The organism is Roseomonas genomospecies 6 (genome assembly GCF_008365375.1).
Lineage (GTDB): Bacteria > Pseudomonadota > Alphaproteobacteria > Azospirillales > Azospirillaceae > Azospirillum.
This window is the reverse complement of sequence record NZ_QOKW01000029.1, coordinates 26,326-51,162: the sequence shown is the minus strand read 5'-3', so window position 1 is coordinate 51,162 and position 24,837 is coordinate 26,326. Positions and strand designations below refer to the sequence as shown.

Genomic DNA, 24,837 nt, shown 5'->3' with positions numbered 1-24,837 from the left:
AATCCTTTGAAATGAAATTTTTTGGCTTATTTATTTTCAGTTTCGGAGTTTTTGTTGTGCAAAGCAGCAATATTTGCTGCAAAGCAGCGTGGCTCAGGGCGGCGCAACAAGGACCGGTTTGTGTTTCGCCTCGCCGACGAAAAACACGGCGCCGCCTGTTGACAGCGTTGTTCCGGTCTCCATCGGCCTTGGCGACCGGCATCCCGTACAGGAAGAGCGATCCATGTTTGAACTGGTTCTGGTGATATGTCTGGCCATGCAGCCGGACCAATGCGCAATCGAGCGTCCATCGTCCATCGAGCGGTTTCCGACATCGATCGCGTGCACGCGCAACAGCTATGCCCATGTCGTGAATTGGCTGATGGAACATCCCAAATGGAACGTTCGTCAGTGGCGGTGCGAACAGCCCGGGGCCTGATGCGGACGGCGTTCGGAGATGCCGCTCAGCCGCCGCCGGTATGATGACCGTCCCATGAGCCTCATCGGGATGTGAACGCTTCCCAGACATCGCGCGCCTGCGCCGTTGCCGCGACGTCATGGACGCGCACGATCTGCACCCCTTGCGAGAATGCGGCCAAAGCCGCCGCGAGCGAGCCGGAAAGCCGCTCGTCAGGCCCGGTTCCGTCGGCCCATCGCTTGACGAGCCCCTTGCGCGAGAAGCCGACCAGCACCCCGCAACCGGTGCCATGGAAAAGGGACAGCGCACGGGCGACCGATGCGCCTTGCGTCATCGTCTTGGCAAAGCCGATGCCCGGATCGACGAGAATGCGACCGCGCGGAATCCCCGCCCCTTCGCAGGCATGCAGGCGATGCTCGATCTCGTCGAAGACGTCCAACGCCGTGTCCACGTAGGCCGGGGCCGCGTTCATGGTCTCCGGAACGCCGCGCATGTGCATCAGAACCACGGTCGCGGTGGAGGTCGCGGCGACGCCGAGGGAGTCCGGATCGTGGCTCAGCGCCGAGACGTCGTTGAGAATCGTCGCTCCGGCGTCCAGCGCGGCACGCATGACGGCGGCGCTGCGGGTGTCGATGGAAACGATCGCCCCGTGACGGACCAGACGCGCGAGCACGGGGATGGCCCGGCGCATCTGCTCCTCCGCCGGAATGGGCCGCGCGCCGGGGCGGGTGGACTCCGCTCCGACATCGATGATGTCCGCGCCGTCGTTCATCATGGCAAGGCCATGCTCGACCGCGCGCTCCTCGTCGGCATGAAGCCCGCCATCGAAGAAGCTGTCCGGCGTGACATTGAGAATTCCCATGATGCGGGGCCGGTTGAGCGACAGCCCTCCGACGGCGGGGCGGGGTGCCGACAACCGGTCGAGCAGAGTCCGCATCCCGACGGCCCAATGGCGATGGTCGTCCAACCCCACGATACGGCGTTCCACGAACTTGCCGTTTCGGTGAGCAACCTCGCACCGGTCGAAACTGAGCCATCCGCCGGCCAAGGGGCGCGCGTGGGGCAGGGACAATCCGTGCGGCAGCAAGCCGAGCGGGCGCAGATGGACGGGCGGACGGTGCCGGGCGGTTGGTTCGCCGGTTGGATCGCTCTGGATGGGTTCCACGGTGCCGATCCCTCCTGCAAGCGCCGGTGGGCAAGGCTTGAAGTTCCCGAAATAAATCGGGATCGCTGCGGAAGGCGCCGAGTTTCCGGACCGCAGCCGCCCCGGAAGCCTGCGGTCGGAGCTTCTCAGGGTAGCGCAGGCAACCCTTCGGCGCGCGCGGTTCTTCTGGTTGATCGCCTACACCTCCGGCCCCTCATGCTGCCGCCGTTTAGGCATTGCTTAACCATTGATGCCTAATAAAACGGCGAGTGTGTCGCTTGGCTCATTTTTGGGCAGCCGATTTCCCGTCATCCTATCCCTGTCATGGGCATGGCATGCGGCTTGCTGAAACCGATCCATTCGACCTTGGCAGATGTGTGCCGTAGCACTTTGGAGCGCCCGATGCTTGTTACCTTGTCGATGATTTTCTGCTTGGCGTCCGATCCGACCCAGTGCCGGACGGTGAGCCCGATGGTCCCCGACGACGAACCCCTGACCATGTCAAGCTGCCCGATCGCCGGTCAGATCGAGAGCGCCAAGTGGATCAACGACCATCCCAAGTACGAGCTTCAGCGCATCAAATGCACGGTGGGCAAGCGGTTCAAGCAACAGGGCGCGTAAGAGACCGCTCTCGCCGCGAGCGCCAGGCGCAAGGGCGTGCCGACAAGCCGGCGCGGTTCGAATCGTTGATTGACCGTGGAACGGAAGGCCGCAACCCGCCTACACCGCCGCGTCGCACACCACCCGATTCCGCCCGCCATTCTTCGCGCGGTACAACGCCTCGTCCGCGCGCGCCAGCAATGCACTGACCGCTCCTTCTCCTGGCCGCAGCGCACTGACGCCGATGCTGACGGTGATCGTCAAAGCCGCGCCCGTGCCGCCGGGCATGCGCACTTCGGCTTCCGCCAGCAGCCGGCGCAGTCGCTCGGCCAGTTGCGCCGCGCCCTGAGGCGGCGTGTCGGGCAGCAGGATGGCGAACTCCTCGCCGCCCAGGCGGCCCAGCACGTCCGCGCCGCGCACCATCGAGCGGCAGACGCGGACGACGGCACGGATCGCTTCGTCGCCGGTGGCGTGGCCGTAGGTGTCGTTGACCTTCTTGAAGTGGTCGATGTCCAGCATGATTGCCGACAGCGGCTGGCCGTGACGTTGCGCCCGGGCCACCTCCTCTCCCGCCCGAACCATGAAGCGACCGCGGTTCAGCGCACCGGTCAGGGAGTCGGTGGTTGCAAGGCGTTCCAACTGGCGCTGCATATCCACCACGCGGGAAGCGGCCAGCAACCGGGCACGCAACCACGTCAAGTCCAACGGCTTGCGAAGGAACTCGTCGGCCCCGTTCTCCACCACCTCGAAGAACTGGTTGGTGATGCTGCCGGGAATCATCAGCATGAGGTAAAGGTGCCTCTCCCTCTGCGCCGCGCGCAGGTGCCAGCACGCCTCCACGCCTTCCATATCGCCGACGCGGAAGTCCACCAACGCGATATCGAAGGGCTCGGCACGGCAGCGGTCCAACGCCTCCGCACCGCTCGTGGCGAAAGCCGTCTGATGGCCGAAGCCCTCAAGTTGCCGGCACAGCACCGTGCGCGCCACGCGCGAATCGTCCACCACCAAAATCCGCATGCCGCCTCCATGCCCGATGCTTCAAAGAAGCACAGTGTTTTGAAGGAAGCGTTACGCTCGTATGGATTTACGAGGTCTGTTCGCGCCCGAGGCCCCGAAGCTCAGTGGCGGATGGGGCGGGACAGCCCATCACAACCGCCAAACGCAGGCGGGGAAAGGCCTCCAGTGACCTTGCGGCTTGTGTACCACCGACGCGGCAGCGGCTCAATCGCGCGGACGGGGCAGGGGCAGGGGCACGGACGACGGATGCCGCGCAGGGAGGCCCCCGGGCGGCGGGTCTGAGGAACGGACAAATGGCGTCGGGTAACGGCGTTTGACCGGGAATGGCCGCCGCCGCGCCGCGTCACGGTCCGTTTGGGATACCGTGAACCGTTAAAGGGCTCGGCGTCAGTGGCGCTTCTTGCGTGGACTGCTGTGGTCGGTTCCGGCGCGGTTCCGGCGTCCGTCCATGGCGCGCGCGCCGCCCGCATGGTCGGCTCCGCCAGCAGCGGGAAGCTGTAGACCAGCGTGCCCCAGGAAACGATCTGCGACAACCCGAGACCGGCGATGAGGCGGGTCCGCAGCGGGCCGGGGGCCGGGGCGATCGCCGCCCCGGCCTTTGCCGTCGCGGTCATGCGAGGCTCGACCCGCAGCAGCCCGGCATCGCGGGCTTGCCGATCTGGCCCCCGGCCCGGGCCGCAGGCGACCCGCAGCCGCAGCCCACCGCGCCCGCGGACTTCCTGGCGGCATCCTCCATGCAGCAGGCGTCGGCCGACGCGGGGGCGGGGCCGCCGCAGCACTTCCCCGCTGCCGCCGCCAGTGGCTCTGGCCCCAGATCGCTGCTGCACACGCCCGTCTCCGGCAGGTCCAGTTGCACGTCGTGGGCAGCCTGGATGTCCCCGGCCAGGAAGGCGGCGATCGAGCGCACCTGTTCGTACCCGGTCGCCATCAGGAACGTCGGGGCGCGGCCATAGCTCTTGATTCCGACGGTGTAGAACCCCGCCTCCGGATGGGAGAGTTCACGCACGCCGTGGGGCCGGACGGTGCCGCAACTGTGCAGGTTGGGGTCGATGAGCGGCCCGAGCGCCTCGCTGCATTCCAGCCAGGGGTCCAGCTTCAGCCGGAGCTCCCGCAGGGGCGCCAGATCGGGTCGTTGGCCGGTCGCGACGACGATCTCGTCGAGGTTCTCGATGCGGCGACCGTCGGCACCGACGAGCACCAGCTTGCCGCTTTCCGTCGCGACCGTCGCCACCCGGAAGCCGCTCACCACGTCCAGTCTGCCGCTGGCGTGCAGGGTCCGCAGCGCCGCACCGAGGGCGCCGCGCGCCGCCAGGGCATCGGCCTCGCCGCCGCCGAAGGCCCGGCGCAGGTCGGTGCCGCGCACGGCCCACACCACCTCGGTCCCCGGCTCCTGCCCGGCCAGGCGCGCCAGGTCCAACAGGCTGTTGGCGGCCGAGTGACCGGAGCCGACCACGACCGTCCGCTTGCCCGCGTACCGGCTGCGCTGGCCCCCGGTCGCGTCCGGGATGCCGTAGAGGATTCGAGCGGCGTGAGCCGTCTCCCCGATGGCCGGAAGGCCGTTGGCGCCCATGGGGTTCGGCGTCGACCACGTGCCGGAGGCGTCGAGGACGGCGGCGGCCAGGATCTCGGTTTCCCCATCCGGCGTCTCGACGCGAAGCAGGAAAGGCGACGCGTCGCGGCCGCCGGTCTTCACCTTGTCCATGTGTTGGCGGCTGATGGCCGTGACGCGGTGGCCGAACCGGAGCCGGGAGGCCATCTCGGGCAGCGCCGCCAGCGGCCGGAGATACCGATCGACAACCTCCCGGCCGGTCGGGATGGTGTCGAGGTCCGGAGCCGTCCAGCCGGAGCCCGTCAGAAGCGACCGGGCCTGCGTGTCGATGTTGTAGCGCCACGGCGAGAAGAGGCGGACATGGCCCCAGTCGCGCATGTTCGCCGCGACCTCGCTCGCCGCCTCGAGCACCAGCGGGGGAACCCCGCGGGCCAGCAGGTGCGCCGCAGCGGCCAACCCCACCGGTCCGGCTCCGATCACAACAACGGGAAGCGTGCTGCTCGTCATCATCCTTCTCCCCTTGGGTTGCCGAGGCGAGACGCTTTCCCTGATACCGTATTACGGCGAATACCGTAATTATAGGGCGCAGAGGGGTTCCGAACGCCGACTCAAGGTGCTGGCTGCACCGCCGGGGCCGTCCGGCGCGACCGCCGTTGTTATTTCGATGAATATCGGAATAACAAGGAGCGGTTCGCCCGTCAAGGCTTATTTCGATACTTCTCGAAAGACCGCACCATATGGGCCTGCGACCGGGTGCGTCCCGCGACCGTCCAGGGCGCCGCCAGCGACGGCGTCCGCGCCGCCCGGGATGGAGCGCTACGCGTTCGTCTCGCCACTCATCGCGGCGGCCGCCAAGGTCTGCGCCTCGCTCGCGGCCTCGCTCGCGGCCTTGCGCGCTGCCTCGCGGCGCTCGCTGTAGCGGTCGGTCAGGTAGTCGCTGCGGTCGCGGACGAGCAGCGTGAACTTGTAGAGTTCCTCCATGACGTCCACGACGCGGTCGTAGTAGGGCGACGGCTTCATGCGCCCGGCCTCGTCGAACTCCTGGAACGCCTTGGGCACGCTGCTCTGGTTCGGGATGGTCACCATCCTCATCCAGCGTCCCAGCACCCGCATGGCGTTGACCGCGTTGAAGGACTGCGAGCCGCCGGACACCTGCATCACCGCCAGCGTCCGCCCCTGCGTCGGCCGGACACCGCCGCTCTCCAGCGGCAGCCAGTCGATCTGGCATTTCAGGATGCCGGTGATGGTGCCGTGGCGTTCCGGGCTCACCCAGACCTGTCCCTCCGACCACTGCGACAGTGCCCGCAATTCCACCACCTTGGGATGGTCGGCGGGCACGCTGTCCGGCAGCGGCAGGTCGCGCGGATCGAAGATCCGCGTCTCCGCGCCCATGCGGCGCAGCAGGCGGGCCGCCTCCTCGGCGAGAAAGCGGCTGTAGGAGCGCTCGCGGAGCGAACCGTACAGCAGCAGGATGCGCGGTGGGTGCGTCGATGGGCGCTCCGGAGCGAGCTTTCCCAGGTCCGGGACGTCGAGGAATTGCTCGTCCAAGCTGGGAAAGGCATCGCTCCCGGGTGTTTCGAAGTCGGTCATTCAGAGCTCGCGGAACGTCCTCTTGGCTGGTCGTGTGCACACTGACCAAGCGTAGGGTGGATGGCAAGGGCGACCAGCGATCGCGTTCCGTCATCTCCATCGGAGGCTGCGGCCACGGATCGTGCACACCGCAGCGTGGCCACGGCTGAACACGCCGTTGGCGATGGCCGCTCAGGGCTGAACTCCGATCACCGTCTGGCCGGTGGCCCTGGCCGGCAAGAAGCCGGGAACACCGGCGTCCGCCGCTCACTCGGAACGGATGCTCGGCGCTTTTGCCGCCGTCGCCTCATCCCGAGGACCGCTACCGATCGGGGCCGTCATCAGCCGAGGCGTATACTGCTTCCCGAGACCCGGCCTAACGGGCGCCTTCCTTCAGCCATGCGACGATTTCCTCGCGGCGCGGCAACCGGCCGGACATCTTGAGCGTCTCGTCGATGACCAGCCCCGGCGTGGTCATGACCGAATAGTCGAGGAGCCGGGCCGTATCCGTGACGTGCTCGATCTCGACGGGGATGCCAGCCTCCTGCGCCGCCTCCCGTGTCAGTTCTTCCAGGCGTTTGCAGCGGGCACAACCCGGCCCAAGGACTTTGACGCGCATTGGATGATTCTCCTTCCCTGTGATTGGTTGGATAGGAAAGCGGTTTGCTCGATCAGGTGGCCCTCGCCATGGGACCGGTCCTGCGATGGATGGCGTACAGGGCAGCGGCGAGCAGCGTCAGGAATACAGCCAAGCCCCCGGCGAGCATCCACAGGCTGCTCCCATCCTTCCACGCGCCGAACGTCAGGCCCGCCACCGTGCTGAACAGAGCGACCAGCCCGACATACGCCCATGCCTTCCTGGGGCCGATGATGCTGGCGGTGATCAGGATGCTTTGCAGGCTCAACTCGGGGTCGGCCATCAGGTAGGCGAGCAGCGGCCCCGGGTGCATGCCCAATGACAGGAACATCTGGGCGACCGGCACCTCGACCAGGGTGGGGAAGTACATGAACACCCCGAAGACGACGCCGACCAGATTGGCGAGCACGCTGTTGGCCCCGGCCATCGTCTCCACCCACTCCGGCTGGATGAACACGCGCAACACCCCCACGGTGAAGACGCCGACGATCAGCAGCGGGAAGATCTGCCGGACGAAGCGCCAGCTTTCCCAGAGCCATTGCTGCACCTCGAACGGGTCGATGTGGCGGTGGGCGACCCAGGCGATGGCCGCCATCGCCGCCAGCACGCCGACCAGCTTCCCAGTCAGATGCAGCGTGACGCCGTCGGTGTGCGGCTGCATGCCGAGGGCCGCGACCGCCAGGGTCAGCACGACCAGCCCCAGCGCCGCCCAGGTCCAGCGGGTGAAGCCCTCGTCCACCCGAGCCAGTCCGCGCGGCGCCACCGCCGCGATGACACCGAGAAGCAGGACCAGGATCGCTCCCTGCGCGCCGATCCCTTCCTCTCCCTTGCTGGGATCGAAGGGGATGAGCCGATGCAGCGTCGCCTCGACCTCGTCCATGCCGCGGATCGGCAAGGTGACGCTGGCGTAGCTGTCGAGCAGGACGCCCACCTTCAGCGTTCCGGCGACGAGCAGCCCCACCAGCAGCAGCATGAGGACGAGCGCGGCCGGTTGCACGCGGTCGCTTCCAGCGAAGCCGTCGTCCGCCGCGAGGGCGTGGGCACGGTCGTCCTCCCTGAAGAGCAGCGCCATGATCATCCCGATGCCGATGCCGAAGGCCAGCGACAGCACGAAGCGCGCCGCCGCGAACTCGGCGCCGAGCGCCGCTCCCGTGTAGGTCAGCGCCAGAATGTTGGCGGCGGGAGCGAAGAACAGGAAGGTGATTGCCGGTCCCAGACCGGCGCCCTTCTTGTAGATGCCCGCGAACAGCGGGACGATGGTGCAGGAACAGACGGCGAGCAGGCTGCCCGCTGCGGTGGCCGCCGGGTAGGCGATGGCCTTCGGCGCGCCGCGCCCGAGATAGCGGGTGACCGCCGTTTTCGGCATCAGCGCGGCCAACCCACCCGCGATGAAAAACGCCGGGACGAGGCACAGCAGCACATGCGCGGCCAGATAGGATGCAAGGCTGCCGAGTCCACTCTGGACGACCTGCACAGGAAGGGCGGACGTGTCCATGATGCCTTCCCCCTCTGTTGATGGGGTGCGTGGCACCAGCATGCCGCCGCCAGGCAGCGACCGCACTGACGCACGTCAATGGCGGTCTGGGACCGGGGTGGCGATTTCGGCTGGTTCATGATCACACCGATACCACCCCGGAGCCGAACTCGGCCGGCTAGGCGTGTGCGAACCGGGTCCGCGTACGGTTGGCAAGGGCGACCAGCGAGAGCATCACCGGCACCTCCACCAGGACGCCGACCACGGTGGCGAGCGCCGCCCCGCTGTGCAGCCCGAACAGGCTGATGGCGACGGCCACCGCCAGTTCGAAAAAGTTGGAGGTTCCGATCAGAGCCGCCGGAGCCGCGATGCTGAAGGGCACCCGCCACAACCACGCCCAGGCGTAGGCGATGAGGAAGATACCGTAGCTCTGCACCAGCAGCGGCACGGCGATCAGCAGGATCAGCATCGGCTGGTCCAGGATGCGCGGCCCCTGGAAGCCGAACAGCAGAACGACCGTCGCCAGCAGGCCGACGACCGTGTAGGGCTTGCACGAGCCGGTGAAGGCCTCCACCGCCCCGGCGACGCCGCGTCCCTCCAGCAGGCGCCGCGTCGCGTAGCCCGCGGCGAGCGGGATGACGACGTAGAGCAGCGTGGACAGCAGCAGCGTGTTCCACGGAACGATCACGTCGGTCACGCCCAGCAGCAGCGCCACGATGGGCGCGAAGGCGACGATCATGACGATGTCGTTCACGCTGACCTGCACCAGCGTGTAGGTGGCGTCGCCTCGGGTCAGTTGGCTCCACACGAAGACCATGGCCGTGCAGGGGGCCGCCCCCAGCAGGATCATGCCGGCGATGTATTCCTTGGCGCTGGCCGGATCGACCAGGTCGCGGAACAGAACCTCGAAGAACAGGATGCCCAGACCGGCCATGGTGAAGGGCTTGATCAGCCAGTTCACCACCAGTGTGATGACCAGCCCCTTCGGCTTGTCACCGACCCGGCGCAGCGAGCCGAAATCGACGGCGACCATCATCGGGTAGATCATCACCCAGATCAGGACGGCGACGACCAGGTTGACGTTGGCCACCTCCAGGCGGCTCAGCACCGAGAACAGGTCGGGGAACAGCGTCCCGAACGCGATCCCGGCACCGATGCACAGCGCCACCCACAGGGAGAGATAGCGTTCGAACACGCCCAGCGTCGCCTTTGCGGGGCGGGCATCCAGATTTACCGTGGTCATGGGGTCCTCGCGTTACGCCAGTCGGCGGCCCTGCTCGTCCACGACCCGTTCGCCGTCCTCCTTGGCGAAGGCGCCGCGCTGCGGGTCGGGGAGGATGTCCAGCACCGCCTCGGACGGGCGGCACAGGCGGACGCCGAGCGGCGTCGTGACGATGGGCCGGTTGATGAGGATGGGGTGGGCCATCATGGCGTCGAGCAGTTGGTCGTCGGTCAACGACGGGGCGTCCAGACGAAGCTCGGCGTAGGGCGTGCCCTTCTCGCGCAGCACGGCACGCACCGGCACGCCCATGCGGCGGATGAGGTCGGCCAACTGCTCACGGCTGGGCGGCGTCTTCAGGTACTCGACCACGGTCGGTTCGACGCCGCTGTTGCGGATCAGCGCCAGCGTGTTGCGCGACGTTCCGCAGGCCGGGTTGTGGTAGATGGTGATCGCCGTCATGGGGCGTCGAACTCCGTCTTGGAAACCGCGCCCGGTCCGACCTTGGGCGTCAGGTCGAGACGCATGCAGATGGCGCTGCCTGGGCACAGGCTCGCGAACTGGGCGCTCGACGCGATGTCGGGGGGAGCGGAGGCCCGATCCGTGCGTCGAAATCCCAGGCGCCCGAAGACATCGGCCGCGGTTGTCGTCAGCAGCCACAGCCGCTCAACGCCCAGCCCGCGGGCCTCGGCGCTCACCGCGGCAACCACGGCCCGTCCGGCGCCGGCGCCACGCCGGTCCGGGGGCACGACGACGGAACGCAGCAAGCCGTCCGGCCCGCAGGCCTCCAGCCCGCCGTAACCGAGCAGTCCGCCCTCGTCCTCCACACGCCAGAAGCGCCGTCCAGGCATGGTCAGGTCGTCGGTTGGAAGGCCGTTCGTCGCCAGAAGTTCGGCCAGGGGCGGCAGGTCGCCATCGGCCAAGCGCGTAACGGTGAGCGTCATGCCTGGCCTCCGGTTCCGCGGCCCATCTCGTCCAGCCTCTGTTTGAGGGCGAGCCGGTCGAGCGCGGCAATGGGCAGGCCCATGAACGCCTGGAGGCGGCGCTCGATCTGGCGGAACACGTCGGCCGTGAACGCCGCCTTCTCGGCATCCGTGCCCTGGGCACTTGAGGGATCGCTGTTGTGCGTGCACAGGAACAGGACGTTGTAGACCCGGTCCTCGGCCATTGTTCTCTCCAATTGCTTGGGCCGCTTCGATGTCCCCGCGGTGTATCGCGTCAGCAGCCGCGGCGCGGAATCGGTGTGGTCGCATTCCCCGCCTTATCTGGCCCGTTGGCTGCCTCCGGTGACGGCGCGCAGACGGGGGCGCAGGTGGTGGGATTGGCCGGACGGCCGCAGCAGTTCTCGGCCAGGAAGCCGACCAGGCCATTCATCCGGTCAAAGTCGGCCGAGTAGATCAGCGAACGGCCGTCGCGCCGCTGAACGATCAGCCCGGCGTGCGTGAGCTGCGTCAGATGGAACGAGAGCGTGGCCGGGCTGACGCCCAGGGCCTCGGCGATGGCGCCCGCCGCACGTCCCTCCGGACCGGTCTGGACGAGCAGGCGGAAGATGTCCAGGCGGGTTTCCTGCGAAAGCGCGGACAGCGCCGACAGGACGGCCTTCTTCTCCATGACAGAGTCCTATGTGTGGCCGGGACGTCGAACGGGTGCCGCACTCGCGGTGTATCCTTTCAATGCTTCCAATAAAATCAAAATAACCGCGCGCTCAGAACCCGTCAACAACGTTTCAGCGGTTGTCGAAATGACAGGAGATCGGCGCCGCCCCGGAAGCGGATCGGGGCCAGGATGGTCACGGGATCAAGCCGCAGAGCGAGTCCGAGGCGATGGTGCCGAGGTTGGTGCTGCCGGGTCCGGTGAGGAAACCCGGCGACCGCGGCGCGGAGAAGTTGGCGATCATCGCGGGGATGCGCTGCCTACGCGGCCTTGCACCCTTTGGCGTCGGCGCAGCATTCCTCGGTCATGAAGCTGAGCACCGCGCGCATGGTGTCGTAGTTGGCACGGCAGATCAGTGTGGTCCCGCGGCGTTCCTGGGTGACCAGATCGACCAGCACGAGCTTGCGCAAGTGGTGCGACAGGGTGGTGAGCGGGATGCCGACACGCTTCTGAAGGTCGCCAACGGCCAAGCCGTCTTCACCCGCGCGGACGAGCAGGCGGTAGATCTCCAGCCGGGTAGCGTGCCCAAGGGCTTCAAGACGTTCTGCGGTTCGTTCCAGGGTCATGAAGCCAACATAGCGCACGGCCCCAGGCGGTTCAACGCTATTCCTAAGACTACAGAAATATGAGCGGCGGACGCATCCTGTCCATGCGTCATCCGCGTCCTTGCCGATATGGCCATGCCCCTGATAGCGTGGTTGGCAAACATCGCGGCCCGGGCAGTATTCCGGCGCGCGAGGCGCTGTGGTGCTCCCAACCGGACGGGCTGGGAGGGAGACATGCCGGAATGGTGCAAGCCAAGGCATGATGTACGCCGTGTGGACGGAAGGCGCCGCTCGCTCCTGGGGGCGCTTGGCGCGTTCGGGCTGCTGGCGGCTTCGGCAACGGCTGTGGCTGCTTCGTCCGAAACGGGTTCTTCCGCACTTTGCGTGGATCAGGCTGAGAGGAGGACGCGACGGCGCCGCAGATCGAAGCTGGCGCGTCCGTACATCTGACGCTTGATCAGCTTCAGCTTGTTGACCTGCCCCTCCGTCTGCCCGTTGCTCCAGGGCATGGTGAGCGCCGCTTTGACGGCTGTCTCGTCCTGTCTCACGCCGGCGGCGAAGGTTTCGATGGCCGGAATGCCGCAGGACAGCGTGTCTGTGAGCCAAGTGTTCAAAACGGCGGAGGGATTGGCGGGACGCGCATCCGATCGCACTCCGCAGCGTCCGATCAGTTCAGCAAAGCGTCGGACCACGTCGCGACCCTTGGCGACCTCCGGGTCCTGCGAAATCCGGGCGAGGGCCTCAGTTGCGGCGGTGTCAAGGCTCTGCGGCGCTTGCACCAGCCGCCATGCCAGTTGCCGGGGCGAGATCTGGGCGGGGAATGGACCGGTCGCCGAGGGTAACGCGGCTTCGGTGAGGCCGGGGAGCCACTTGTGCGGCGTGAACTTGGCCGGAACGGTGCGCCGCTGGTTCAGCCAGCACAAAAAGCTCTTGCATGCTCCATTACATGGGATCTCTCGGCGGCGCCAGCTCCAGCGTTATCAGCCTTTCCACGCAAAGTGCGGGAGAACCATTCTCCTGGGGGAAGCTCACCTTGCGCTTCCTAGCTTTTCACACATTGATGGACATTTGTGGAAAGTGCGGTGGCGGATGGGGTGGGATTCGAACCCACGGTGGAGTTGCCCCCACGCCAGTTTTCAAGACTGGAGCCTTAAACCGCTCGGCCACCCATCCGTGTCGATGTCGCGGATAAAGGATTGTGGCGCAGCGGTCAACAGTTCAAAGCAACCTTGTCATGTCCGGATCGGACGGCCCAGGTTCCCAAGCCGTTTCGTGGGCTTCGGTGGGGCCGGGGCGTCGGAGAAATCGGGAAGGCTTGGGGCGCGGCTGATGACCTTGCGGATCATGGCGCTGGTCGCTTCCAGATCCTCGATCACCGTGCTGGACACGCGCCCCGCATAATGCGGACGGTCGAGCTTGGCGCGCATCTCTTCGATGATTTTCAGTTCCGGTTCGAACAGTTCACGCGCGCCAATGGGAAGCGCCTGATCGTCCCGCATCCGCTCGAAGTAGTTTCGCGTGGCGCGGGCCAGCAGGCCGGTCAATAGAAGGTCGATCCTTTCGAACTCCGTGCGCAGGTCGGTCAGCTTGGCGGTGTTCACGGTCGTCAGGCGTTCTTCGGTCAGGGCCACCAGGGCGCGCACCTCCTCCACCTTCCGGCGGAAGCCCAGAAAGGACGAAAAGCGGTCCTCCTGGATGTCGCGCTGCGCCCGCGCACCCAGGGCGACGGCCTCTCCGGCCTGCAACTCGATGGCCGACAGAAGCTCTTCGATCGCCTTGCGCCCGGAATCCCGTCCCCAGCCCATCGCCCTGCCGCTCCCTCTGCGGGCTGGCGCCCGCTCGTGCCGCTTCCGAGTCGGGTAAGAGGATGCGTGAAAAAATTTAAGAAATGTCTGACCCGTCTCGCAACTCGAGGATGACCGGCGTGTGGTCGGACGCTTTTTCCGCGCCGCGCGGACGGCGGTCGATGCGGCAGTCCAGCAGACGGTCCGCGGCCTGCGGGGAGAGCAGGAAATGATCGATGCGCAGACCCAAGTCCCGCGGCCAGCAGCCCGCCTGATAGTCCCAGAAGGTGTAGGCGTGGTCGTCGTCGTGAATGGCGCGGTAGGCTTCGGTCAGGCCCAGATTCAGCAGGGCGCGGAACTTCGCCCGCGACTCGGGCTGGAACAGGGCATCGCCCGCGAAGGCCACCGGATCGAAGACGTCGCGCGGCTCCGGGATGATGTTGTAGTCGCCGCCCAGCGCGAAGGGCACCTCCTGCGCCAGAAGGCCACGGGCGTGGGCGTGCAGTCGGTCCATCCAGCGGAGCTTGTAGGCGAACTTCTCCGTCCCGATGGGGTTGCCGTTGGGCAGATAGAGCGAGGCGATGCGGACACCGGCCACCGTGGCCTCGACGTAGCGGGCCTGCTCGTCCTCCGGTTCGCCGGGCAGGCGGGTCAGCACGTCCTCGTGCGGCGTCTTGGAAAGGAACGCCACGCCGTTGTAGGACTTCTGCCCCACCGGCGTGACGTGATAGCCCAGCTCCTCGAAGGCCGCGCGGGGGAAGGCCACGGTCTCGCATTTGATTTCCTGGAGCAGCGCGACGTCCGGAGACTCCGCGCGCAGCCAGTCGGTGATCAGCGGAAGGCGGGCCTTCGCCGAATTGACGTTCCAGGTGGCGATCTTCACGTCGGATTCTTCTTGTTCGGCGAAGGCCGGTAGGGCCGGGAGGAGGGGAGCCGGTCAGGCGGCGAAGGAGTTGCCGCAGCCGCAGGACGCCGTGGCGTTCGGATTCTTGATCTGGAAGGCGGCACCCATCAGATCCTCGACATAGTCGAGCGTGGAGCCGGCCAGCAGGTCCAGCGAGCAATCGTCGGTCACGACCTTCACGCCGTTCTTCTCGAACACATGGTCGTCCTCGTTCACCGCGGCGTCGAAGGAAAAGCCGTACTGGAAGCCGGAGCAGCCGCCGCCCGACACGGTCAGGCGCAGCATCAGGGCCGGGTTGCCCTCATGCTCGATCAGAAAGGCGACGCGCCGGGCGGCGCTGTCGGACACGGTCAGAACGCGCGCACCCTCTTGCGTGGCGGCGGGAAGGGCGGTGTCGGGCATGGGACGGACCTCAGGGTTTCGCGGAACGGACGACACGAGATCGAATGTAAGGGGGCCTCCGCCTTTCGTCAAAGGCATGTCCGTTCCTCTCATGCCTGACCCGCGCCTTGGCGGGTGCTTGGCGGGAGGCGCTGCCGGATGTCTCCGCCTTCGCCGTTGCACAGGGCGGTTTGCGCCGGTAGTGTCCGCGCCATGACGGCGGACTTCTTCCAGGATCGCCCGGCGCCCCATGGCTGCGACCCCGCAAAGACGCGCGGCCGGCTGTTCCCGGAGCCGGAAAGCCCGACGCGCTCGTGCTATCAGCGCGACCGCGACCGGATCGTGCATTCCGGAGCCTTCCGCAAGCTGAAATACAAGACGCAGGTCTTCGTCTATCACGAAGGCGACTATTTCCGGACGCGCCTGACCCACAGCCTGGAGGTGGCGCAGATCGCCCGCTCCATCAGCCGCGCGCTGGGGCTGAACGAGGACTTGGCGGAGGCGGTGGCGCTCGCCCACGATCTGGGCCACACCCCCTTCGGCCATGCCGGAGAGGACGCGCTGAACGCCTGCATGGAGCCCTACGGCGGCTTCGCCCACAACGACCAGACGCTCCGCATCCTGACGATGCTGGAGCGGCGCTACGCCGATTTCGACGGGCTGAACCTGACCTGGGAAACGCTGGAAGGCGTCGTCAAGCACAACGGGCCGCTTCTGCCGCCGGGCAACGTCGGTGGTGGTGGCGAGCGCCTGCCGACGACGCTGGCCGCCTTTCGGGAGCAGTGGGACCTGGAGCTTCACACCAATCCGGGGGCGGAGGCGCAGGTGGCGGCGCTGGCCGACGACATCGCCTACAACAACCACGACATCGACGACGGGCTGCGCGCCGGCCTGTTCACGGTGGACGAGGTGGCCGAACTGCCGCTCGTCGGTCCGGTGGTGCGGCAGGTCTGCGACCGCTATCCGGGGTTGGAGCGCTCCCGCCTGATCCACGAGACGATCCGGCGCATGATCAACAACATGGTGACGGACCTGCTGGCCGAAACGCGGCTGCGGCTGGACCGCCACCGTCCCGGCAGCGCGGCGGAGCTTCGCGCCCTGCCGGAGCCGGTCGTCAGCTTCTCCCCCGCGATGGTCGAGGCGCAGCGGCCCTTGCGCGCCTTCCTGAAACAGCGCATGTACCGCCATTACCGGGTCAATCGGGAAATGAGCAAGTGCAAGCGGGTGGTCACCGCCCTGTTCGACCTGTTCGTGGCCGAGCCGAACACCCTGCCGACTCAATGGCAGGAGGAGATCGTCAAACAGGGTGGGCAGCAGGACCGGACGGTGCTGGCGCGGCTGGTGGCCGACTACATCGCCGGCATGACCGACCGCTACGCGCTGGCCGAATACGCCCGCCTGTTCGACATGGACGCCAAGACCTGACCTGACCTGCCCAGACCTGACCTGACCTGCAAAGACCTAACGCAAGAATTGAAACGATGAACATCTTCAAGGTCTTCGAGAACGACATCCGCAAGCTGCTGGACGAGCTGGCCGCCGAGGGCCAGATCCCGGCGGGGCTCGACACCGCGCGCCTGACGGTGGAACCGCCGCGCGAGGCGGCGCACGGCGACCTGTCGACCAACGCGGCGATGATCCTGGCCAAGCCGGCGGGCAAGCCGCCCCGCGCTCTGGCCGAGCTTCTGGTGGCGAAGCTGAAGACCCGCCCCGACGTGGCGAGCGCCGAGATCGCCGGTCCGGGCTTCGTGAACCTGCGCCTGTCGGCCGAGGTCTGGCGCGACCGCATCCGCGACGTGCTGACCGCCGGCACCGCCTATGGCGACAGTACGCTGGGCGCCAAGCGACAGGTGAACGTCGAATATGTGTCGGCCAACCCCACCGGCCCGCTGCACGCGGCGCATGGCCGCGGCGCCGTGTTCGGCGACGCGCTGGCAGCACTGCTGGAGAAGGCCGGCTACGCCGTCACCCGCGAATACTACATCAACGACGCGGGCGCGCAGGTGGACGTGCTGGGCCGCTCCACCTTCCTGCGCTACCGCGAGGCGCTGGGCGAGGCCATCGGGGAGATCCCCTCGGGCCTCTATCCCGGCGAGTATCTGAAGGAGGTCGGGCAGGCCCTGGCCGAACGCGACGGCGACAAATGGGTCGGCGCCGACGAGTCCGACTGGCTGCCCGCCTGCCGCGACTTCGCCATCGCCCGGATCATGGAGTGGATCGAGGAGGATCTCGGCATCCTCGGCGTCCGCATGGACGTCTACAGCTCCGAACGCGCGCTGGTGAAGGCCGGGGCGGTGGACACCGCGCTGAAGGCGCTGGAGGACCGCGGCCTGATCTATGTCGGCGTGCTGGAGCCCCCGAAGGGCAAGAAGCCCGACGACTGGGAGCCGCGCCCGCAGACCCTGTTCAAGTCCACGGACTTCGGCGACGACGTGGATCGTCCCCTGAAGAAGTCGGACGGGTCCTTCACCTACTTCTCCAACGACATCGCCTACCACTTCGACAAGCACCGCCGCGGCTTCGACACGCTGATCGACGTGTGGGGCGCCGACCATGGCGGCTACGTCAAGCGCATGCAGGCGGCGACCACGGCCATCACCGAGGGCAAGGCGGCGCTGGACGTGAAGCTGTGCCAGCTCGTCCATCTGATGAAGAACGGCGAGCCGGTGAAGATGTCCAAGCGCGCCGGCACCTTCGTGACTCTGCGCGACGTGATCGAGGAGGTCGGAAAGGACGTCGTCCGCTTCATCATGCTGACCCGCCGCAACGACCAGACGCTGGAGTTCGACTTCGCCAAGGTCGTGGAGCAGTCGAAGGACAACCCCGTCTTCTACGTGCAGTACGCCCACGCCCGCTGCCGCTCGGTCCTGCGCCACGCGGCGACGGCCATGCCGGGGGCGGACCTGTCGTTGGCGGCGCTGGCCGCCAAGGCCAACCTCGCCCGCCTCGACAGCGAGGAGGAGATGGCGCTCGCCAAGCGCATGGCGACCTGGCCGCGCATGGTCGAGTCCGCCGCCGAGGCGCACGAGCCGCACCGCGTGGCCTTCTACCTGTACGACCTCGCCAGCGACTTCCACGCGCTGTGGAACAAGGGCCGCGACGACACCAGCCTGCGCTTCCTGATCGACGGCGACGAGGAGGTGACGGTGGCCCGTCTGGCGCTGGTCAGCGCGGTCGCCACGGTGATCGCCTCCGGCCTCGCCGTGATGGGCGTGGAGCCGGTGGAGGAAATGCGGTCATGAGGTATGAGGGCGATGTCAACCACGCCGGCGATCCCTACGGCACACCGCCGCAACGGGGAGGTCGGCGCGGTCTGCTCGGCCTCGGTCTGGCCGTGGTCGGCATCGTGGCCTTCGCCGGCGCGATCGTCGTGGTCTATGGCGGTGGAAGCCGCGGCACGCCGGACGGCGCTCCGCCGCTGCTGATGGCGGACACCGCGCCGACCAAGGCCCGCCCGGAACAGCCTGGCGGCATGGAAGTGCCGCACCAGGACAAGCTGGTGTACGAGCGGCTGAACGAACGCGGATCGAAGTCGCAGATCGAGCGTCTTCTGCCCCCGCCGGAGGAGCCGCTGCCGCGGCCCATCGTGGCCCCCCAGTTGCCGCCGTCGCTGGCCCTGCCGGAGGCGCCGGCGGTGGCCCAGCTTCCGCCGGGTTCGACCACCACGGTGCCGCGCCTTCCGGGGGAGGGGGGCGACGCGCCGCCCGCCGCCGCCGCGCATCCCGCGCCGGCTCCGGTCCCGGCACCGCCGCCCGTGGCCCCGGCTCCGGCTCCGGCAGCCAAGGCGCCTCCGCCCGCGGTGAAGCCGGCGCCGGTGCAGCCGCAAGCCCAAACCCAGCCGCCTCCGGTTCAGGCCGCCGCGCCCGCCAAGCCCCAGCCGGCTCCTCCGGTTCAGGCCGCCGCCCCGGCTCCTCAGCCGGCGCCTGCTCCGGCACCGGCCAAGGCGGCTGCGGGTGGAGGCAACTGGCGCGTCCAACTCGCCTCCGTGCGCAGCGAGGCGGAGGCCGCGACGGAATGGAAACGCCTGTCCAGCCGCTACGGCGCGGCGCTCGGCGGCCTGTCCATGCAGGTCGCAAAGGCCGATCTGGGCGAGAAGGGCATCTTCTACCGTATCCAGGGAGTCGGCCTGGACGAGGAGCGCGCCAAATCGGTCTGCTCCCAGCTCAAGGCCCAGAATGTGGGGTGTGTGGTTGTCCGTCCCTGATCCGGTTCTGCCGAACGCCCATCACCGGCCCGGCTCTCACCGTGCGGCCCATCCAGCGGCCCATCGTGCGGTGGTGTTCGGCGCCGCCGGCACCGCCCTGACCGCGGAGGAACGCGCCTTTTTCCGCGACGCCGATCCGCTGGGCTTCATCCTGTTCCGGCGCAATTGCGACACACCGGACCAAGTGCGGGCGCTCGTGGACTCCCTGCGGGAGGCCGTGGGCCGCGCCGACGCTCCGGTGCTGATCGACCAGGAGGGCGGGCGGGTGGCCCGCATGCGCCCGCCGCACTGGCCCGCCTTTCCGCCGATGCGCGCGTTCGGCGACCTCGCCGCACGCGATGCCGCAGCCGGGCGGGAGGCCGCCCGGATCAACGCCCGGCTGCTGGCGCTGATGCTGGCGGACTGCGGCGTGTCGGTGGACTGCGCGCCGGTCTGCGACGTGCCGGTGGAGGGCGCCCACGACATCATCGGCGACCGCGCCTTCTGCGGCGATCCGGCCCGCGTGGCCGATTTGGCGCGGGCGACCTGCGAGGGGCTGATGGCCGGCGGGGTGCTTCCGGTCGTCAAGCACATGCCCGGCCATGGCCGCGCCTTCGCCGACAGCCACGCCGAACTGCCAGTGGTGGACGCCCCGCGCGCGGCGTTGGAGGAAACGGACTTCGCGCCGTTCCGCGCCCTGGCCGACATGCCGCTGGGCATGGTCGCCCATGTGGTGCTGAAGGCCATAGACCCGGACGCGCCCGCCAGCACCTCGCCCATCGTGGTGCGGGACGTGGTGCGCGGCGCGCCCATCGGATTCGACGGGCTGCTGTTCAGCGACGATCTGTCCATGGGCGCTCTGGCCGGCGGCATGCGCAGCCGCGCCGAGGCCGTTCTGGCGGCGGGGCTGGACATCGTGCTCCATTGCAACGGCGTGATGGAGGAAATGGTGGCGGTGGCGGAAGGCGTTCCGGCAATGAGTGGCGAGGCCGTCCGGCGCTGGGCGAAGGCGGAGGCCATGTGCGGTCCCGCGCAGCCCGCGGACGCCGCCGCCCTGCGGGCGCGTCTGGCGGATTTGCTGGGGACTCCCCAAGTTTAAGCCGGGCAGGTTCAAGACCTGGATCAAGCCTTTCCCGACGGGTTCGGGGGGCGCAACGGGAGAAATGGGCGTGCTGGAAGGTCTGATCGACCGCATACCGATGATCTTCGCGGTCGCCATTCCCGCGATCCTCGCCATCACGCTGCACGAGGCGGCGCACGGCTTCGTGGCGATGTGGCGTGGCGACGACACGGCGTGGCGGCTGGGCCGGGTGACGCTCAACCCGATCCGCCACATCGACCCGCTGGGCACGGTGATCCTGCCGGCGGTGATGTACTTCACCACCGGCTTCGTGTTCGGCTGGGCCAAGCCCGTGCCGGTGAATTTCGGACGGCTCCACCATCCCCGCCGCGACATGGTGTGGGTGGCGCTGGCGGGGCCGGGGGTGAATTTCGTGCTGGCCCTGGTGTCGGCGATCCTCTGGGGCTTTACCAGCCCGCAGGGCGGCATGATGGAGATGTGGTTCCGCGCCGCGCTGGAGGTGTCGGTCCTGGTCAATGTCGTGCTGATGGTCTTCAACATGATCCCGCTGCCGCCGCTGGACGGCGGGCGCGTGGCGGTCGGCATCCTGCCCGACGCGCTGGCCTTCCCGCTGGCCCGGCTGGAGAAGTACGGCATGCTGATCCTGATCGGCGCCTTCTTCCTTCTGCCCTTCATCGGGCGGGAGCTTGGCATGGACCTCAGCGTCTTCTCCTGGGTGCTCGGCCCGCCGGTGAATTACATGATCGAGCTGATCCGCATCCTCAGCGGCAACTGACGGCATGGCCACCGACAAGCGCCCGGATCACGCCGAGGACGCCGAGGCGGTCAGCCCGGCGGAGCAGCTCGTCCTCGTGCTCGACGGGTTCGAGGGGCCGCTCGACATGCTGCTGGCGCTGGGGCGCGAGCAGAAGGTGGACCTGACGAAGATTTCGATCCTTCAGCTCGCCGACCAGTATCTCGCCTTCATCGCGGAGGCGCGGAAGGTGCGGCTGGAGCTGGCGGCGGATTATCTCGTCATGGCGGCGTGGCTGGCCTATCTGAAGTCCCGCCTGTTGATCCCGGAGGTCGAGGACGAGGAACCGTCGGGCGAGGACATGGCGGCGGCGCTGGCCTTCCAGCTTCAACGGCTGGAGGCCATGAAGGAAGCGGCGGCCAAGCTGTTCGCCCGTCCACGGTTGGGGGTGGACCGCTTCGCCCGCGGCGCGCCGGAGGATTTGGACATCCTGCGCAAGTCGGTCTTCCAGGTGACGCTCTACGACCTGCTGAAAGCCTATGGCGAGCACAAGAAGCGCCAGGAGGGCGGCGTCCTGCACATCGAGCCGGTGCGTCTCTATTCGCTGGAGGACGCGGTGCGCCGCCTGTCCGAGCTGCTGGGCCGCATGCCGGACTGGGCCACCCTGTCCAGCTTCCTGCCGGACGGCGTGCGGGGCGGGCTGCTGACCCGCTCGGCGCTGGCGGCCCATTTCGCGGCGACCCTGGAACTGGCCAAGGCCGGGCAGGTGGAGCTTCGCCAGGACGGCGCCTTTTCCCCCATCTATGTCCGCCGGGCATCGCGCCGGCATGAGCAAGGCGACGAGGAATGACCGGCCCCGACATGATGATCCCCGACATCTTGATCCAGGAGATCGACAACCCGGAGGAGGTCGAGCAACGGCTGCGCGATTTGCGGCTGCTGGAGGCGCTGCTCTTCGCCTCCGCCGATCCGCTGGACGAGGAGACGCTTGGCCAGAGGCTGACGCGCGGCGCCGATGTGCGGGCGCTGCTGGAGGAACTGCGCGTCCATTACGCGGCGCGCGGGGTGAATCTGATCCGCACCGGGGCCGGCTGGTCCTTCCGCACGGCGGTGGACCTCGCCCCGCTGCTGCGGCGGGAGGAGGAGGTTTCCAAGAAGCTGTCCCGCGCCGCCATCGAGACGCTGGCGATCATCGCCTACCACCAGCCGGTGACCCGAGCGGAGATCGAAGCGATCCGCGGCGTGGCGACCAGCAAGGGCACGCTGGACATCCTGATGGAGAATGGCTGGATCAGACCGGGCCGCCGCCGCGAGACCCCGGGCCGCCCGCTGACCTGGATCACCACCGACCATTTCCTGGACCATTTCGGGCTGGAGACCCTGCGCGACCTGCCGGGGGTGGAGGACCTTCGCGCCGCCGGCCTGCTCGATTCGCGGCCCGTGCTGCTGGGCATCGGCGGGGCCGGTCTGGAGGACGCCGAACCGCCGGGAAACGCTGACGATTCCGATACCTGAGCATAACACTCGAAAATAAGAACCATTTGCATCGGGGGCGGCGCACCGGTACTAAGGTCAATCGACCAAGGTCGAACGACCAAGGTTGCACGTCCTCAGGGCCGCTTCAGACTGGGACCGCCATGGATCGTCCGTCCGTCACCGATGCCCGTTCCTTTTCCGCCCCCGGAGAGACCGTTTCGGAGCCCCGTCCGGCCCGGCTGCGCGACTCGCTGCGGGACAAGGCGTCGGCCCTCTTCGCGCGCGGCGCCGACCCGCGGGAGGGCGCCCCCTGCGAGGCCGCACCGGTGACCCTCCCCGCGAACGGGCGGCATCTGGACGCCTTCGGGCCGCAGGGCGGGGCCGCCGCCATCGTGGCGGAGGCTCTGGCGCTGGATGGCGTGACCCATCGCTATGGGCGCGTGGTCGCGGTGAACGACGTCAGCGTGACCATCGGGGCGGGGGAGATCGTCTGCCTGTGCGGGCCGTCCGGCTGCGGCAAGTCCTCGCTCCTTCGCATCGCCGCGGGGCTGGAGGCGGTTCAGACCGGCTCCGTGCGGATCGGTGGCCGGGTGGTGGCGGACGAGCGCGGCGCGGTGCCGCCGGAACGGCGCGGCGTCGGCCTCGTCTTCCAGGATTACGCGCTGTTCCCGCACCTGTCGGTGCTCGACAACGTGCGTTTCGGCCTGACCTCCTTGTCCGGCGAGGCGCAGCGCAAGCGCGCGCTGGAGTCGCTGGGGCAGGTCGGCATGGCCGGCTACGCCGATTCCTTTCCGCACCACCTCTCCGGCGGGCAGCAGCAGCGCGTGGCGCTGGCCCGCGCGCTCGCCCCGAACCCGGCGGTGTTGCTGTTGGACGAACCGTTCTCGGGGCTGGACGCCCGGCTGCGCGAGCAGGTGCGCGACGAGACGCTGCATGTGCTGAAGCAGAACGGGGCGGCCACCATGTTGGTCACCCACGATCCGGAGGAGGCCATGTTCCTGGCGGACCGGATCGCGCTGATGCGCGCCGGCGAGGTCGTGCAGGTCGGCAACCCGGTGGATCTCTACACCCGCCCGGTCAACGCCTTCGCCGCGGAGTTCTTCGGCGAGGTCAACCGGCTGACGGGCGTGGTGCGGGACGGAGCGGTGGAAACGCCCGCCGGCGCGATCCCCACCGACATCGCGGACGGCACCGCCGTCGACGTGCTGATCCGCCCGGAAGCGCTGAAGCTGTCCGCCCAGCCCACCGCCACGGCGCCTGCCGGTGCGCTGCCGGTGCTGGCGCGGGTGATGGCGGCGCGCCTTCTCGGGCGCACCAGCCTGATCCATCTCGACGTGCCGGACGGGAAGGGCGGGGCGGTGCATCTGCACTCCCGCATGCCCGGCCAGTTCCTGCCGCCCGAACAAGGTCATGTTTCGGTGTGCATGGATCTGTGCCAGGCCTTCGTTTTTCCTGCCGGTGCACCCACTTAAGTCGTCTGAGCGGTTTCGCCCGACCGATCGTTGCGGGAGGGGAACCTTTCTGCCATAGTGCCGCCCCGCCATTGGGCCGCCTGTTCAGGAAACGTGTGTCATGGGATTCTCCAGCGTCTGGCATTGGGTTATCGTCCTTCTGATCGTCCTGCTCCTGTTCGGCGCCGGTAAGCTGCCGAAGGTCATGGGCGACCTCGCCAAGGGCATCAAGAACTTCAAGGCCGGCCTGAAGGACGAGGAGGAGGGCGCCGCTCCCGGCGCCGACGCCAAGGTCCTGCCGAATCAGCCGGCCCCGCCTGCCCAGCCGGTGTCTTCGGTTCATCCGGTTCCCCCCGCCGCCGATCCCGGCGTGAAGAAGGACGAGACGGCCCGCACCTGAACGGGCGGCGCCGCCCGTCCCCGCGCCGTTTCGAAAGGCTGAGGAGCCATGTTCGACATCGCATGGTCGGAACTGATGGTCATCGCGGTCATCGCCCTTGTGGTGATCGGCCCGAAAGACCTGCCCAAGGCCATCTACACCCTGGGAAAATGGGTGAAGAAGGCGCGTCTGGTCGCGCGCGACTTCCAGGGCCACCTCGACGACATGATGCGCGAGGCGGAACTCGACGAGCTTCGCAAGGAGGCCCTGAAGGTGCGCGACACGAACCTCCAGCGGATGGTCGAGAACACGATCGATCCGAAGGGGGAACTGAAGGGCGCCTTCGACGTCGGGGCCAATCTGGGGGCCAACGGCTATCCCGGCAGCCCGCCGGAAGACGGACCGGCCCCGGTCGCCCCCGTCGGTTCTCCGCAGGTGACGGCGGCCCAGCCGCAGCCGGCGACCGAACCGCCGGTCACGGCCCCGCTGCCGCCGCTTCCGCCCGCGGAGTTCACGCCGTCTCCGGCTCAACCCGTGGCGGCTCAACCCGTGGCGCCCCAACCCGTCGCGGCGCAACCGGCGACGGCCCCGGCCGCCGCTGACTCCGCTGCGGCGGCAACCACGAACAAGCAGGCGTGACCCTTGTGTCAGGCGAAACGCG

28 protein-coding genes and 1 tRNA gene are annotated in these 24,837 nt (G+C 68.1%); 12 read left to right on the top strand and 17 right to left on the bottom strand.

Annotated features, from left to right (window positions below; genetic code table 11):
* The first annotated feature begins 73 nt into the window (after window positions 1-73).
* Window positions 74-418 (top strand): hypothetical protein, encoded by a 345-nt coding sequence (locus DS843_RS31940; RefSeq protein WP_286192315.1) that lies wholly within the window; start codon window positions 74-76, stop codon window positions 416-418.
* Window positions 419-479: 61 nt separating this feature from the next.
* Here the strand turns inward: DS843_RS31940 and folP are convergent, their stop codons facing one another.
* On the bottom strand, window positions 480-1,445 hold the full coding sequence (gene folP / locus DS843_RS25645) for a dihydropteroate synthase (protein ID WP_149471662.1): 966 nt from the start codon (window positions 1,443-1,445) through the stop codon (window positions 480-482).
* Between the two features lie 498 nt (window positions 1,446-1,943).
* Between folP and DS843_RS25640 the strand changes: the two genes are divergently transcribed.
* The gene (locus tag DS843_RS25640) at window positions 1,944-2,162 is read left to right on the top strand and encodes a hypothetical protein (protein WP_286192314.1); all 219 of its coding nucleotides are present in this window, start codon (window positions 1,944-1,946) and stop codon (window positions 2,160-2,162) included.
* A gap of 99 nt (window positions 2,163-2,261) precedes the next feature.
* On the opposite strand, the gene DS843_RS25635 is transcribed toward DS843_RS25640, so the two are convergent.
* The 16 genes from DS843_RS25635 to erpA all read right to left on the bottom strand — a co-directional run bounded on the left by DS843_RS25635 (window position 2,262) and on the right by erpA (window position 14,894).
* Complete coding sequence (locus DS843_RS25635) at window positions 2,262-3,158, bottom strand: diguanylate cyclase (RefSeq protein ID WP_149471661.1); 897 nt, start codon at window positions 3,156-3,158, stop codon at window positions 2,262-2,264.
* Window positions 3,159-3,768: 610 nt separating this feature from the next.
* Window positions 3,769-5,217 (bottom strand): NAD(P)-binding domain-containing protein, encoded by a 1,449-nt coding sequence (locus DS843_RS25630; RefSeq protein ID WP_149471660.1) that lies wholly within the window; start codon window positions 5,215-5,217, stop codon window positions 3,769-3,771.
* A 306-nt stretch (window positions 5,218-5,523) separates the two neighbouring features.
* On the bottom strand, window positions 5,524-6,297 hold the full coding sequence (gene arsH / locus DS843_RS25625; RefSeq protein ID WP_149471659.1) for an arsenical resistance protein ArsH: 774 nt from the start codon (window positions 6,295-6,297) through the stop codon (window positions 5,524-5,526).
* Between the two features lie 355 nt (window positions 6,298-6,652).
* A complete protein-coding gene (locus tag DS843_RS25620; protein WP_149471658.1) occupies window positions 6,653-6,895 on the bottom strand; it encodes a thioredoxin family protein in 243 nt (80 codons plus the stop codon).
* Between the two features lie 52 nt (window positions 6,896-6,947).
* Window positions 6,948-8,408: a permease gene (locus DS843_RS25615; protein WP_149471657.1), complete on the bottom strand. Its 1,461-nt coding sequence runs from the start codon at window positions 8,406-8,408 to the stop codon at window positions 6,948-6,950.
* A 157-nt stretch (window positions 8,409-8,565) separates the two neighbouring features.
* Entirely contained in the window at window positions 8,566-9,630 is a 1,065-nt protein-coding gene (gene arsB / locus DS843_RS25610; protein WP_149471656.1) for an ACR3 family arsenite efflux transporter, read from the bottom strand.
* Between the two features lie 12 nt (window positions 9,631-9,642).
* Complete coding sequence (arsC, locus tag DS843_RS25605) at window positions 9,643-10,068, bottom strand: arsenate reductase (glutaredoxin) (RefSeq protein WP_149471655.1); 426 nt, start codon at window positions 10,066-10,068, stop codon at window positions 9,643-9,645.
* A complete protein-coding gene (gene arsN2, locus DS843_RS25600; protein ID WP_149471654.1) occupies window positions 10,065-10,550 on the bottom strand; it encodes an arsenic resistance N-acetyltransferase ArsN2 in 486 nt (161 codons plus the stop codon). Before arsN2 ends, arsC begins: the two co-directional genes overlap by 4 nt.
* On the bottom strand, window positions 10,547-10,774 hold the full coding sequence (locus DS843_RS25595) for a low molecular weight phosphatase family protein (RefSeq protein ID WP_286192312.1): 228 nt from the start codon (window positions 10,772-10,774) through the stop codon (window positions 10,547-10,549). The genes arsN2 and DS843_RS25595 overlap by 4 nt, the downstream gene beginning before the upstream one ends.
* Before the next feature lie 50 nt (window positions 10,775-10,824).
* On the bottom strand, window positions 10,825-11,217 hold the full coding sequence (locus DS843_RS25590; RefSeq protein WP_149471653.1) for an ArsR/SmtB family transcription factor: 393 nt from the start codon (window positions 11,215-11,217) through the stop codon (window positions 10,825-10,827).
* Window positions 11,218-11,519: 302 nt separating this feature from the next.
* Window positions 11,520-11,825 carry an ArsR/SmtB family transcription factor gene (locus tag DS843_RS25585; protein ID WP_149471652.1) on the bottom strand — a complete coding sequence of 102 codons (306 nt, stop codon included), beginning with the start codon at window positions 11,823-11,825 and terminating at the stop codon, window positions 11,520-11,522.
* 368 nt (window positions 11,826-12,193) lie between these two features.
* The gene (locus DS843_RS32135) at window positions 12,194-12,727 is read right to left on the bottom strand and encodes a transposase (RefSeq protein WP_149471651.1); all 534 of its coding nucleotides are present in this window, start codon (window positions 12,725-12,727) and stop codon (window positions 12,194-12,196) included.
* 160 nt (window positions 12,728-12,887) lie between these two features.
* A tRNA-Ser gene (locus tag DS843_RS25575) sits at window positions 12,888-12,977 on the bottom strand.
* A 59-nt stretch (window positions 12,978-13,036) separates the two neighbouring features.
* A complete protein-coding gene (locus DS843_RS25570) occupies window positions 13,037-13,609 on the bottom strand; it encodes a hypothetical protein (protein WP_149471650.1) in 573 nt (190 codons plus the stop codon).
* 76 nt (window positions 13,610-13,685) lie between these two features.
* Window positions 13,686-14,471: an exodeoxyribonuclease III gene (locus DS843_RS25565; RefSeq protein ID WP_149471649.1), complete on the bottom strand. Its 786-nt coding sequence runs from the start codon at window positions 14,469-14,471 to the stop codon at window positions 13,686-13,688.
* A gap of 54 nt (window positions 14,472-14,525) precedes the next feature.
* Window positions 14,526-14,894, bottom strand: coding sequence for an iron-sulfur cluster insertion protein ErpA (gene erpA / locus DS843_RS25560; RefSeq protein ID WP_149471648.1), 369 nt, complete (start codon window positions 14,892-14,894; stop codon window positions 14,526-14,528).
* 192 nt (window positions 14,895-15,086) lie between these two features.
* Between erpA and DS843_RS25555 the strand changes: the two genes are divergently transcribed.
* From DS843_RS25555 to tatB, 10 genes are all read left to right on the top strand, one after another.
* Entirely contained in the window at window positions 15,087-16,298 is a 1,212-nt protein-coding gene (locus DS843_RS25555) for a deoxyguanosinetriphosphate triphosphohydrolase (RefSeq protein WP_149471647.1), read from the top strand.
* Window positions 16,299-16,354: 56 nt separating this feature from the next.
* Window positions 16,355-18,115: an arginine--tRNA ligase gene (gene argS / locus DS843_RS25550; RefSeq protein ID WP_149471646.1), complete on the top strand. Its 1,761-nt coding sequence runs from the start codon at window positions 16,355-16,357 to the stop codon at window positions 18,113-18,115.
* The gene (locus DS843_RS25545) at window positions 18,112-19,077 is read left to right on the top strand and encodes an SPOR domain-containing protein (protein WP_149471645.1); all 966 of its coding nucleotides are present in this window, start codon (window positions 18,112-18,114) and stop codon (window positions 19,075-19,077) included. The genes argS and DS843_RS25545 overlap by 4 nt, the downstream gene beginning before the upstream one ends.
* Window positions 19,064-20,155, top strand: coding sequence for a beta-N-acetylhexosaminidase (gene nagZ, locus DS843_RS25540; RefSeq protein WP_286192310.1), 1,092 nt, complete (start codon window positions 19,064-19,066; stop codon window positions 20,153-20,155). Before DS843_RS25545 ends, nagZ begins: the two co-directional genes overlap by 14 nt.
* A 70-nt stretch (window positions 20,156-20,225) precedes the next feature.
* The gene (locus tag DS843_RS25535) at window positions 20,226-20,912 is read left to right on the top strand and encodes a site-2 protease family protein (protein WP_149471643.1); all 687 of its coding nucleotides are present in this window, start codon (window positions 20,226-20,228) and stop codon (window positions 20,910-20,912) included.
* A gap of 4 nt (window positions 20,913-20,916) precedes the next feature.
* Window positions 20,917-21,720 carry a segregation and condensation protein A gene (locus DS843_RS25530; RefSeq protein WP_149471642.1) on the top strand — a complete coding sequence of 268 codons (804 nt, stop codon included), beginning with the start codon at window positions 20,917-20,919 and terminating at the stop codon, window positions 21,718-21,720.
* Complete coding sequence (scpB, locus tag DS843_RS25525) at window positions 21,717-22,385, top strand: SMC-Scp complex subunit ScpB (RefSeq protein ID WP_149471641.1); 669 nt, start codon at window positions 21,717-21,719, stop codon at window positions 22,383-22,385. The genes DS843_RS25530 and scpB overlap by 4 nt, the downstream gene beginning before the upstream one ends.
* Window positions 22,386-22,507: 122 nt before the next feature.
* On the top strand, window positions 22,508-23,818 hold the full coding sequence (locus DS843_RS25520; RefSeq protein WP_149471640.1) for an ABC transporter ATP-binding protein: 1,311 nt from the start codon (window positions 22,508-22,510) through the stop codon (window positions 23,816-23,818).
* Window positions 23,819-23,918: 100 nt separating this feature from the next.
* On the top strand, window positions 23,919-24,197 hold the full coding sequence (locus DS843_RS25515) for a twin-arginine translocase TatA/TatE family subunit (RefSeq protein WP_149471639.1): 279 nt from the start codon (window positions 23,919-23,921) through the stop codon (window positions 24,195-24,197).
* Window positions 24,198-24,245: 48 nt separating this feature from the next.
* A complete protein-coding gene (gene tatB / locus DS843_RS25510) occupies window positions 24,246-24,815 on the top strand; it encodes a Sec-independent protein translocase protein TatB (RefSeq protein WP_149471638.1) in 570 nt (189 codons plus the stop codon).
* Window positions 24,816-24,837 lie beyond the last annotated feature (22 nt).

Bases quoted from the DNA above. Each gene is read 5' to 3' on its own strand.
- DS843_RS25545 (WP_149471645.1), top strand. From the start codon at position 18,112: ATGAGGTATGAGGGCGATGTCAACCACGCCGGCGATCCCTACGGCACA.
- DS843_RS25570 (WP_149471650.1), bottom strand. From the start codon at position 13,609: ATGGGCTGGGGACGGGATTCCGGGCGCAAGGCGATCGAAGAGCTTCTG.
- DS843_RS25615 (WP_149471657.1), bottom strand. From the start codon at position 8,408: ATGGACACGTCCGCCCTTCCTGTGCAGGTCGTCCAGAGTGGACTCGGC.
- DS843_RS25530 (WP_149471642.1), top strand. From the start codon at position 20,917: ATGGCCACCGACAAGCGCCCGGATCACGCCGAGGACGCCGAGGCGGTC.
- scpB (WP_149471641.1), top strand. From the start codon at position 21,717: ATGACCGGCCCCGACATGATGATCCCCGACATCTTGATCCAGGAGATC.
- DS843_RS25620 (WP_149471658.1), bottom strand. From the start codon at position 6,895: ATGCGCGTCAAAGTCCTTGGGCCGGGTTGTGCCCGCTGCAAACGCCTG.
- arsB (WP_149471656.1), bottom strand. From the start codon at position 9,630: ATGACCACGGTAAATCTGGATGCCCGCCCCGCAAAGGCGACGCTGGGC.
- DS843_RS25640 (WP_286192314.1), top strand. From the start codon at position 1,944: ATGCTTGTTACCTTGTCGATGATTTTCTGCTTGGCGTCCGATCCGACC.
- DS843_RS25520 (WP_149471640.1), top strand. From the start codon at position 22,508: ATGGATCGTCCGTCCGTCACCGATGCCCGTTCCTTTTCCGCCCCCGGA.
- DS843_RS25555 (WP_149471647.1), top strand. From the start codon at position 15,087: ATGACGGCGGACTTCTTCCAGGATCGCCCGGCGCCCCATGGCTGCGAC.
- erpA (WP_149471648.1), bottom strand. From the start codon at position 14,894: ATGCCCGACACCGCCCTTCCCGCCGCCACGCAAGAGGGTGCGCGCGTT.
- tatB (WP_149471638.1), top strand. From the start codon at position 24,246: ATGTTCGACATCGCATGGTCGGAACTGATGGTCATCGCGGTCATCGCC.
- DS843_RS25590 (WP_149471653.1), bottom strand. From the start codon at position 11,217: ATGGAGAAGAAGGCCGTCCTGTCGGCGCTGTCCGCGCTTTCGCAGGAA.
- DS843_RS25630 (WP_149471660.1), bottom strand. From the start codon at position 5,217: ATGATGACGAGCAGCACGCTTCCCGTTGTTGTGATCGGAGCCGGACCG.
- DS843_RS25595 (WP_286192312.1), bottom strand. From the start codon at position 10,774: ATGGCCGAGGACCGGGTCTACAACGTCCTGTTCCTGTGCACGCACAAC.
- DS843_RS25515 (WP_149471639.1), top strand. From the start codon at position 23,919: ATGGGATTCTCCAGCGTCTGGCATTGGGTTATCGTCCTTCTGATCGTC.
- DS843_RS25585 (WP_149471652.1), bottom strand. From the start codon at position 11,825: ATGACCCTGGAACGAACCGCAGAACGTCTTGAAGCCCTTGGGCACGCT.
- arsN2 (WP_149471654.1), bottom strand. From the start codon at position 10,550: ATGACGCTCACCGTTACGCGCTTGGCCGATGGCGACCTGCCGCCCCTG.
- argS (WP_149471646.1), top strand. From the start codon at position 16,355: ATGAACATCTTCAAGGTCTTCGAGAACGACATCCGCAAGCTGCTGGAC.
- DS843_RS25635 (WP_149471661.1), bottom strand. From the start codon at position 3,158: ATGCGGATTTTGGTGGTGGACGATTCGCGCGTGGCGCGCACGGTGCTG.
- arsC (WP_149471655.1), bottom strand. From the start codon at position 10,068: ATGACGGCGATCACCATCTACCACAACCCGGCCTGCGGAACGTCGCGC.
- arsH (WP_149471659.1), bottom strand. From the start codon at position 6,297: ATGACCGACTTCGAAACACCCGGGAGCGATGCCTTTCCCAGCTTGGAC.